Source organism: Pseudomonas putida, from assembly GCF_022627325.1.
GTDB classification, from domain to species: domain Bacteria; phylum Pseudomonadota; class Gammaproteobacteria; order Pseudomonadales; family Pseudomonadaceae; genus Aquipseudomonas; species Aquipseudomonas putida_X.
This window is the reverse complement of record NZ_JAETZZ010000019.1, coordinates 91,600-101,100: the sequence shown is the minus strand read 5'-3', so window position 1 is coordinate 101,100 and position 9,501 is coordinate 91,600. Positions and strand designations below refer to the sequence as shown.

At 61.0% G+C, this 9,501-nt stretch carries 7 protein-coding genes and 1 pseudogene; 7 read left to right on the top strand and 1 reads right to left on the bottom strand.

The features are described from left to right. Nucleotides 1-105, top strand: a pseudogene (locus tag JNA92_RS24215) (IS110 family transposase); the annotation flags it as partial. A gap of 139 nt (nt 106-244) precedes the next feature. Here JNA92_RS24215 and gltA read toward each other — a convergent pair. Next, nucleotides 245-1,534, bottom strand: a complete 1,290-nt coding sequence (gltA, locus tag JNA92_RS24210; RefSeq protein WP_241807051.1) for a citrate synthase — start codon at nt 1,532-1,534, stop codon at nt 245-247. A 352-nt stretch (nt 1,535-1,886) separates the two neighbouring features. Here gltA and sdhC point away from each other — a divergent pair, with 352 nt between their 5' ends. The 6 genes from sdhC to odhB all read left to right on the top strand — a co-directional run bounded on the left by sdhC (nt 1,887) and on the right by odhB (nt 9,471). Further along, nucleotides 1,887-2,273 (top strand): succinate dehydrogenase, cytochrome b556 subunit, encoded by a 387-nt coding sequence (gene sdhC / locus JNA92_RS24205; protein ID WP_012315350.1) that lies wholly within the window; start codon nt 1,887-1,889, stop codon nt 2,271-2,273. Beyond that, entirely contained in the window at nt 2,267-2,635 is a 369-nt protein-coding gene (gene sdhD / locus JNA92_RS24200) for a succinate dehydrogenase, hydrophobic membrane anchor protein (RefSeq protein WP_003254214.1), read from the top strand. Before sdhC ends, sdhD begins: the two co-directional genes overlap by 7 nt. Nucleotides 2,636-2,638: 3 nt before the next feature. After that, nucleotides 2,639-4,411 carry a succinate dehydrogenase flavoprotein subunit gene (gene sdhA / locus JNA92_RS24195; RefSeq protein WP_241807050.1) on the top strand — a complete coding sequence of 591 codons (1,773 nt, stop codon included), beginning with the start codon at nt 2,639-2,641 and terminating at the stop codon, nt 4,409-4,411. Nucleotides 4,412-4,422: 11 nt separating this feature from the next. Then, nucleotides 4,423-5,127 (top strand): succinate dehydrogenase iron-sulfur subunit, encoded by a 705-nt coding sequence (locus JNA92_RS24190; protein WP_012315348.1) that lies wholly within the window; start codon nt 4,423-4,425, stop codon nt 5,125-5,127. Between the two features lie 246 nt (nt 5,128-5,373). Beyond that, entirely contained in the window at nt 5,374-8,205 is a 2,832-nt protein-coding gene (locus JNA92_RS24185; RefSeq protein ID WP_241807049.1) for a 2-oxoglutarate dehydrogenase E1 component, read from the top strand. Nucleotides 8,206-8,247: 42 nt separating this feature from the next. Next, nucleotides 8,248-9,471, top strand: a complete 1,224-nt coding sequence (odhB, locus tag JNA92_RS24180; RefSeq protein ID WP_241807048.1) for a 2-oxoglutarate dehydrogenase complex dihydrolipoyllysine-residue succinyltransferase — start codon at nt 8,248-8,250, stop codon at nt 9,469-9,471. Nucleotides 9,472-9,501: the final 30 nt, after the last annotated feature.

The window sequence follows — 9,501 nt, the reverse complement described above, 5'->3', positions numbered from 1 at the left end:
ACCCAGGCGTTGGTAATTCTGGCCAGGAAGCTCGCACGAGTGGCATTCGCCCTGATGAGAAATCAGGACGAATACGTTACCAAAGGCGGGAAAATGGCTTGCTGAGAACCATAGAATCTCCCACAGGTACAGCCAAATGCCCCCTGCGGGAACAACTGTCTTGCCCAACTTTTAAAAGCTGGCGCAATCCCTGTGGGAGCCGGCTTGCCGGCGATGGGCCGCAAGGCGGCCCCAAAACCTTGGCTTACTTGCGGTCTTTCAGCTCAACGATGTCACGCTGCTGCTCGCCGGTGTACAACTGGCGCGGGCGGCCAATCTTGTACGGGCTGGAGAGCATTTCTTTCCAGTGCGAGATCCAGCCCACGGTACGTGCCAGGGCGAAGATCACGGTGAACATGCTGGTTGGAATGCCGATCGCCTTCAGGATGATGCCCGAGTAGAAGTCCACGTTCGGGTACAGCGAGCGCTCGATGAAGTACGGATCGGTCAGGGCGATCTCTTCCAGGCGCATCGCCAATTCCAGCTGCGGGTCGTTCTTGATGCCGAGTTCGCCCAGGACTTCGTCGCAGGTTTTCTTCATCACGGTGGCGCGCGGGTCGCGGTTCTTGTAAACGCGGTGACCGAAGCCCATCAGCTTGAACGGGTCGTTCTTGTCCTTGGCCTTGGCGATGTACTTGTCGATGTTCGAGACATCGCCAATTTCATCGAGCATGGTCAGCACGGCTTCGTTCGCACCGCCGTGGGCAGGGCCCCACAGTGCGGCGATACCGGCGGCGATACAGGCGAACGGGTTGGCACCCGAAGAGCCAGCCAGGCGGACGGTGGAGGTGGAGGCGTTCTGCTCGTGATCGGCATGGAGGATGAAGATCTTGTCCATGGCCTTGGCCAGCACCGGGCTGATCGGTTTGATCTCGCACGGGGTGTTGAACATCATGTGCAGGAAGTTTTCCGCGTACGACAGGTCGTTGCGCGGGTACATCATCGGCTGGCCCATGGAGTACTTGTAAACCATCGCGGCCAGGGTCGGCATCTTGGCGACCAGGCGCACCGCGGAAATTTCGCGGTGTTGCGGGTTATTGATGTCCAGGGAGTCGTGGTAGAACGCCGACAGGGCGCCGACCACGCCGCACATCACGGCCATCGGGTGGGCGTCGCGGCGGAAACCGTTGAAGAAGGACTTCAGCTGCTCATGAACCATGGTGTGGTTCTTGACGGTGCTGACGAACTGGGCCTTCTGCTCGGCATTGGGCAGTTCGCCGTTGAGCAGCAGGTAGCAGGTTTCCAGGTAGTCCGATTGCTCGGCGAGCTGTTCGATGGGGTAGCCGCGGTGCAGCAGCACGCCCTTGTCGCCGTCGATATAGGTGATCTTCGACTCGCACGAAGCGGTCGCCATGAAACCAGGGTCGAAGGTGAAGTGACCAGTGGCCCCCAACCCGCGGACGTCGATTACATCAGGACCAACGGTGCCGGTTAAAATGGGCAGCTCGACGGGGGCAGCGCCCTCGATGACCAACTGCGCTTTTTTGTCAGCCATGTGGCCTCCTATTAATGCTTGAAATCATCAGACAGACCCCCCACGCAGGGCCCGCACCACTATAGAGAAGTAAATTCGAATGTCAATTTGCCTAAAGGCTGGTTGAAACCCGCTCTGGGGCCTGATTTTTCGCGAAATTCTCGCCCATTTACGCCTTTTGCTCGCTAAAGGCAATGCGCTATTTGGGCTACCCCGTCACGTTGTCATAAGCAGCCTAACTGTCTATACTCGGCACCCGACCGCCAGGGGCTTGCAAGCCCGAACTGCTGGGGGTCGCCGTTCCCTGGGTGGTGGGTACCTGACCAGTACACTTACCAACAACTTTGCCCTGATTCGCTAGGGGCTCTTCAGTGTGAAAAAAGCCGTGAAAAGCCAACGACCTGTAAACCTAGACCTAAGGACCATCAAGCTCCCCGTCACAGCGTACACGTCCATTCTGCACCGTATCTCCGGCGTCATCCTGTTCCTCGGCCTTGCCATCATGCTTTATGCACTGGGCAAATCGCTGGGTTCCGAGGAAGGCTTCGGTGAGGTGAAGGCGTGTCTGACCAGCCCGCTGGCCAAATTCGTGACCTGGGGCCTGCTATCCGCCCTGCTTTATCACCTCGTGGCAGGTGTGCGTCACCTGATCATGGACATGGGCATCGGTGAGACGCTGGAAGGCGGCAAGCTGGGCTCGAAAATCGTGATCGTCATCTCCGTGGTGCTGATCGTTCTGGTGGGAGTTTGGGTATGGTAACCAATGTCACGAACCTGTCGCGTTCGGGCCTCTATGACTGGATGGCGCAGCGCGTCTCGGCGGTCGTTCTCGCGGCTTACTTTCTCTTCCTGATCGGCTACGTGGTCGCCCACCCAGGCATCGACTACACCCAGTGGCATGGTCTGTTCTCCAACAACGCGATGCGGATCTTCAGTCTGCTGGCCCTCGTTGCCCTAGGCGCTCACGCCTGGGTCGGCATGTGGACCATTGCAACCGACTACCTGACGCCAATGTCGTTCGGCAAGTCGGCAACTGCGATTCGTTTCCTGTTCCAGGCGGTATGCGGCGTTGCGATGTTCGCTTACTTCGTCTGGGGTGTGCAGATTCTCTGGGGTATCTGATCCATGGCTAGCATTCCAACCATTTCCTTCGACGCCATCATCATCGGTGGCGGCGGCGCCGGCATGCGCGCAGCGCTGCAGCTGGCCCAGGGCGGTCACAAGACTGCCGTGGTCACCAAGGTCTTCCCGACCCGTTCGCACACTGTATCCGCCCAGGGCGGCATCACCTGCGCCATCGCTTCGGCCGACCCGAACGACGACTGGCGCTGGCACATGTACGATACCGTCAAGGGTTCCGACTACATCGGTGACCAGGACGCTATCGAATACATGTGCCAGGAAGGCCCGGCTGCGGTCTTCGAGCTGGACCACATGGGCCTGCCGTTCTCGCGTACCGAAACCGGCCGTATCTACCAGCGTCCGTTCGGTGGCCAGTCCAAGGACTTCGGCAAGGGCGGCCAGGCTGCTCGTACTTGCGCAGCCTCCGACCGTACCGGTCACGCGCTGCTGCACACCCTGTACCAGGGCAACCTGAAAGCCGGTACCACCTTCCTCAACGAGTACTACGCCGTTGATCTGGTGAAAAACCAGGAAGGCGCCTTCGTCGGTGTGATCGCGATCTGCATCGAAACCGGCGAAACCATGTACATCAAGTCCAAGGCCACCGTGCTGGCCACTGGCGGTGCGGGCCGTATCTACGCCTCCACCACCAACGCCCTGATCAATACCGGTGACGGTATCGGCATGGCCCTGCGTGCCGGTGTGCCGGTGCAGGACATCGAAATGTGGCAGTTCCACCCGACCGGCATCGCCGGCGCCGGTGTACTGGTCACCGAGGGTTGCCGCGGTGAGGGTGGCTACCTGATCAACGCCCACGGCGAGCGCTTCATGGAGCGTTACGCGCCGAACGCGAAAGACCTGGCCGGCCGCGACGTGGTGGCCCGTTCCATGGTCAAAGAGATCATCGCCGGCAACGGCGTGGGCCCGAACAAGGACCACGTTCTGCTGAAGCTGGATCACCTGGGCGAGGAAGTGCTGCACAGCCGCCTGCCAGGTATCTGCGAACTGTCCAAGACCTTCGCCCACGTCGACCCTGTCGTCGCGCCGGTGCCGGTCGTTCCAACCTGCCATTACATGATGGGTGGCGTTGCCACCAACATTCATGGCCAGGCCATCACCATGGACGAAGAAGGCAAGGATCACATCATTCCTGGCCTGTTCGCCGTAGGTGAAGTGGCGTGCGTATCGGTCCACGGTGCCAACCGCCTGGGCGGCAACTCGCTGCTCGACCTGGTGGTGTTCGGCCGTGCTGCCGGCCTGCACCTGGAGAAGGCGTTGAGCGACGGCATCGAGCACCTCGACGCCAGCGACACCGACATCGATGTTGCGCTGAACCGCCTGAACAAGCTCAACGAGCGCTCCACTGGCGAAGACGTTGCCAGCCTCAAGCGCGAGCTGCAGAGCTGCATGCAGAACTACTTCGGTGTGTTCCGTACCGGTGAATACATGCTCAAGGGTATCGAGCAGCTGGCCGGCCTGCGTGAGCGTATCGCCAACGTCAAGATCAACGACAAGTCCCAGGCCTTCAACACCGCGCGTATCGAAGCGCTGGAGCTGCAGAACCTGTTGGAAGTCGCCGAAGCTACCGCCATCGCGGCCGAAGCCCGTAAAGAGTCCCGCGGCGCTCACGCCCGTGAAGACTTCGAAGACCGTGACGACGAAAACTGGCTGTGCCACACCCTGTACTACCCGGGTGAGAAGCGCGTGGCCAAGCGTGGCGTCAACTTTGCGCCGAAGACTGTTCCAGCCTTCGAACCAAAAGTCCGGACTTATTGAGGGTGACTGCTATGTTGAAAGTCGAAGTTTATCGCTACAACCCGGATACCGACTCGGCACCCAAGATGGAGTCGTTCGACGTCGATACCGGCGGTAAGGACCTGATGGTGCTGGACGTGCTGGCGCTGATCAAGGAGAAGGACGAGGGCTTCTCGTACCGTCGCTCCTGCCGTGAAGGCGTTTGCGGTTCCGATGGCATGAACATGAACGGCAAGAACGGCCTGGCCTGCATCACGCCGCTGTCCGGCGTGGTCAAGGGTAACAAGCTGGTTCTGCGTCCGTTGCCTGGCCTTCCGGTCATTCGTGACCTGGTCGTCGATATGAGCATCTTCTACAAGCAGTACGAGAAGGTGAAACCGTTCCTGCAGAACGACACGCCGGCCCCGGCCATCGAGCGTCTGCAGTCGCCGGAAGATCGCGACAAGCTGGACGGGCTGTACGAGTGCATCCTGTGCGCTTGCTGCTCGACTTCCTGCCCGTCCTTCTGGTGGAACCCGGACAAGTTCCTGGGCCCCGCTGCCTTGCTGCAGGCCTATCGCTTCCTGGCTGACAGCCGTGACACCAAGACTCAGGAGCGCCTGGCGTCCCTGGATGACCCGTTCAGCGTCTTCCGCTGCCGCGGGATCATGAACTGCGTCAACGTTTGCCCGAAGGGTCTGAACCCGACCAAGGCAATCGGCCACGTACGTAACATGCTGCTGCAAAGCGGCACCTGATTCAAAGCGTTGTAACTGCAGTAAGCCGAGGTGCGGGTGGTGAACCCGCACTGAGGTAAAACCTGAGCAAGGGCCCACAAAGCCCGCGCTCGATACCTATGAAGATATGAGACCAGCAGGGGCTTTCCGGGCTGGTACCCGGAAAATCAGCAGGATCCAAGTGGCGTGGTTCAGTCGCTGTGTTCGGACTTTTCCAGGTTTGCTGTGGCTCTCGCCGATCAGTCCCCTAACCGAGGGTGACCAAGCATGCAAGAAAGCGTGATGCAGCGCATGTGGGAAAGCGCCCACCTTTCAGGTGGTAACGCTGCATATGTGGAAGAGCTCTACGAGCTCTACCTGCACGACCCTAACGCTGTGCCAGAAGAGTGGCGCACTTACTTCCAGAAGTTGCCCGCCGACGGCAGCACCGCTACTGATGTATCGCACTCGACAATCCGCGACCATTTCGTACTGCTGGCAAAGAACCAGCGCCGCGCCCAACCGGTATCTGCCGGGAGCGTGAGCAGTGAACACGAGAAGAAGCAGGTTGAAGTTCTGCGACTGATCCAGGCCTATCGTATGCGCGGCCATCAGGCTGCCAAGCTCGACCCCTTGGGGTTGTGGCAGCGCCCTGCGCCCGTAGACCTGTCGATCAATCACTACGGCTTGACCAATGCCGATCTTGATACGACCTTCCGTGCCGGCGACCTGTACATCGGCAAAGAGGAGGCGAGCCTACGCGAGATCATCGAGGCGCTCCAGAAGACATATTGTCGCACCATTGGCGCCGAGTTCACCCATATCGTCGATTCCGAGCAGCGCAGCTGGTTCCAGCAGCGCCTGGAAAGCGTGCGCGGCCGCCCGGACTTTTCCGCCGACGTGCAGGCTCACCTGCTCGAGCGCGTGACGGCCGGTGAAGGCCTCGAAAAGTACCTGGGCACCAAGTACCCGGGCACCAAGCGCTTCGGCCTTGAGGGTGGCGAAAGCCTGATCCCGATGCTGGACGAAATGATCCAGCGTTCCGGCTCCTACGGCACCAAGGAAGTCGTGATCGGCATGGCCCACCGTGGTCGTCTGAACGTGCTGGTCAACACCTTCGGCAAGAACCCGCGCGAGCTGTTCGACGAGTTCGAAGGCAAGAAGATGAACGAGCTGGGCTCCGGTGACGTGAAGTATCACCAGGGCTTCTCCTCGAACGTGATGACCACCGGTGGCGAAGTTCACCTGGCCATGGCGTTCAACCCGTCCCACCTGGAAATCGTCTCTCCGGTGGTCGAAGGTTCGGTGCGCGCCCGTCAGGACCGCCGCAACGACACCGCCGGCGACAAGGTGCTGCCGATCTCGATCCACGGTGACGCTGCATTCGCAGGCCAGGGCGTGGTCATGGAAACCTTCCAGATGTCGCAGACCCGCGGTTTCAAGACCGGCGGTACTGTGCACATCGTGATCAACAACCAGGTTGGTTTCACCATCAGCAACCCGCTGGACGCGCGCTCCACCGAGTACGCCACCGACGTTGCCAAGATGATCCAGGCGCCGATCCTGCACGTGAACGGCGATGACCCGGAAGCGGTGGTGTTCGTCACCCAGCTGGCCATCGATTACCGCATGCAGTTCAAGCGTGATGTGGTCATCGACCTGGTCTGCTACCGCCGTCGCGGCCACAACGAGGCCGACGAGCCCAACGGTACCCAGCCGCTGATGTATCAGCAGATCAGCAAGCAGCGCACCACCCGTGAGCTGTACGCCGAGGCGCTGATCCAGGCCGGTCGCATCGATGCCGAGCGCGCCCAGGCCAAGATCGACGAGTACCGCAACGCGCTGGACAACGGCCTGCACGTGGTCAAGAGCCTGGTCAAGGAGCCGAACCGCGAGCTGTTCGTCGACTGGCGTCCATACCTGGGCCACGCCTGGACTGCGCGTCACGACACCCGTTTCGACCTCAAGACCCTGCAGGACCTGTCGGCCAAGCTGCTCGAGCTGCCGGAAGGCTTCGTTGTCCAGCGTCAGGTGTCGAAGATCTACGAAGACCGTCAGAAGATGCAGGCCGGTGGCTTGCCGATCAACTGGGGTTATGCAGAGACCATGGCGTACGCCACCCTGCAGTTCGAAGGTCACCCGATCCGCATGACCGGCCAGGACATCGGCCGTGGCACCTTCTCGCACCGCCACGCGGTGTTGCACAACCAGAAGGACGCCAGCACTTACGTGCCGCTGCAGAACCTGTTCCCAGGCCAGCCGCGCTTCGACCTGTACGACTCCTTCCTGTCGGAAGAAGCGGTGCTGGCCTTCGAATACGGCTACTCGACCACCACGCCGAATGCGCTGGTGATCTGGGAAGCCCAGTTCGGCGACTTCGCCAACGGTGCGCAGGTGGTGATCGACCAGTTCATCACCAGCGGTGAGCACAAGTGGGGCCGCCTGTGCGGTCTGACCATGCTGCTGCCGCACGGCTATGAAGGGCAGGGCCCGGAGCACTCCTCCGCGCGCCTGGAGCGTTACCTGCAGCTGTGCGCCGAGCACAACATTCAGGTCTGCGTACCGACGACTCCGGCACAGATCTACCACCTGCTGCGTCGTCAGGTCATCCGTCCGCTGCGCAAGCCGCTGATCGTGCTGACGCCCAAGTCGCTGCTGCGCCACAAGCTGGCCGTGTCGACCCTGGAGGACCTTGCAGAAGGTTCGTTCCAGACCGTGATCCCGGAAATCGACACCCTGGATCCTGCCAAGGTCGAACGCCTGGTGCTGTGTGGTGGCAAGGTCTACTACGACCTGCTGGAAAAACGCCGTGCCGAAGGCCGCGAAGACATCGCGATCGTGCGTATCGAGCAGCTGTACCCGTTCCCGGAAGACGACCTGGTCGACATCCTGGCGCCGTACACCAACCTCAAGCATGCCGTCTGGTGTCAGGAAGAGCCGATGAACCAGGGCGCCTGGTACAGCAGCCAGCACCACATGCGCCGTATCCTGGGCCGCCACAACAAGGCGCTGGTCCTGGAATACGCAGGCCGCGACGCTTCCGCCGCGCCAGCTTGTGGTTACGCTTCGAAGCACGCCGAACAGCAGGAAAAACTGCTGCAAGACGCCTTCACTGTCTAACGCCTTCGCGCACTTGAAACCGAATTTAAGGAAACACTGCTAATGGCTATCGAGATCAAAGCCCCAACCTTCCCGGAATCGGTTGCCGATGGCACCGTTGCCACCTGGCACAAGAAGCCGGGCGAAGCCGTCAAGCGTGACGAGCTGATCGTCGACATCGAGACTGACAAGGTCGTCCTGGAAGTCCTGGCTACCGCCGATGGCGTGATGGGCGACATCGTCAAGGGCGAGGGCGATACCGTCCTGTCCGACGAAGTGCTGGGTTCGATCGTGGAAGGTGGTGCCGCCGCCGCCGCACCTGCAGCCGCTCCGGCCGCTGCTGCTCCGGCTGCCGCTGCCACTGCCGCCGATGCCGGCGAAGATGACCCGGTCGCTGCTCCAGCCGCGCGCAAGCTGGCTGAAGAGAACGGCATCGACCTGGCGACCGTTGCCGGTACCGGCAAGGGTGGCCGCATCACCAAGGAAGATGTGGTTGCCGCAGTTGCCAACAAGAAGTCCGCGCCTGCCGCTGCTCCTGCTGCCAAGCCTGCCGCTGCCGCTCCGGTGGTGACCGCTGCTGGCGATCGCACCGAGAAGCGTGTGCCGATGACCCGCCTGCGTGCCAAGATCGCCGAGCGTCTGGTCGAAGCCCAGTCCAACATGGCGATGCTGACCACCTTCAACGAAGTCGACATGACCGAAGTCATGGCCCTGCGTTCGAAGTACAAGGACCTGTTCGAGAAGACCCATAACGGCGTGCGCCTGGGCTTCATGTCGTTCTTCGTCAAGGCTGCCACCGAAGCGCTGAAGCGTTTCCCGGCGGTCAATGCCTCGATCGACGGCAACGACATCGTCTACCACGGCTTTGCCGACGTCGGCGTTGCCGTCTCCAGCGACCGTGGCCTGGTAGTACCGGTACTGCGCAACGCCGAATCGATGAGCCTGGCTGAAATCGAGAACGGCATCGCCACCTTCGGCAAGAAAGCCCGTGACGGCAAACTGTCGATCGAAGAAATGACCGGCGGCACCTTCACCATCACCAACGGTGGTACCTTCGGCTCGATGATGTCGACCCCGATCGTCAACCCACCGCAGGCCGCCATTCTCGGCATGCACAACATCATCCAGCGCCCGATGGCCATCAACGGCCAAGTGGTTATCCGCCCGATGATGTACCTGGCGCTGTCGTACGATCACCGCCTGATCGACGGCAAGGAAGCGGTAACCTTCCTGGTCACCATCAAGAACCTGCTGGAAGATCCGTCCCGCCTGCTGCTGGACATCTAATCGCGCAGCTGTAAGCTGCAAGCCGCACGC

Bases quoted from the DNA above. Each gene is read 5' to 3' on its own strand.
- odhB (WP_241807048.1), top strand. From the start codon at position 8,248: ATGGCTATCGAGATCAAAGCCCCAACCTTCCCGGAATCGGTTGCCGAT.
- JNA92_RS24190 (WP_012315348.1), top strand. From the start codon at position 4,423: ATGTTGAAAGTCGAAGTTTATCGCTACAACCCGGATACCGACTCGGCA.
- sdhD (WP_003254214.1), top strand. From the start codon at position 2,267: ATGGTAACCAATGTCACGAACCTGTCGCGTTCGGGCCTCTATGACTGG.
- gltA (WP_241807051.1), bottom strand. From the start codon at position 1,534: ATGGCTGACAAAAAAGCGCAGTTGGTCATCGAGGGCGCTGCCCCCGTC.
- JNA92_RS24185 (WP_241807049.1), top strand. From the start codon at position 5,374: ATGCAAGAAAGCGTGATGCAGCGCATGTGGGAAAGCGCCCACCTTTCA.
- sdhA (WP_241807050.1), top strand. From the start codon at position 2,639: ATGGCTAGCATTCCAACCATTTCCTTCGACGCCATCATCATCGGTGGC.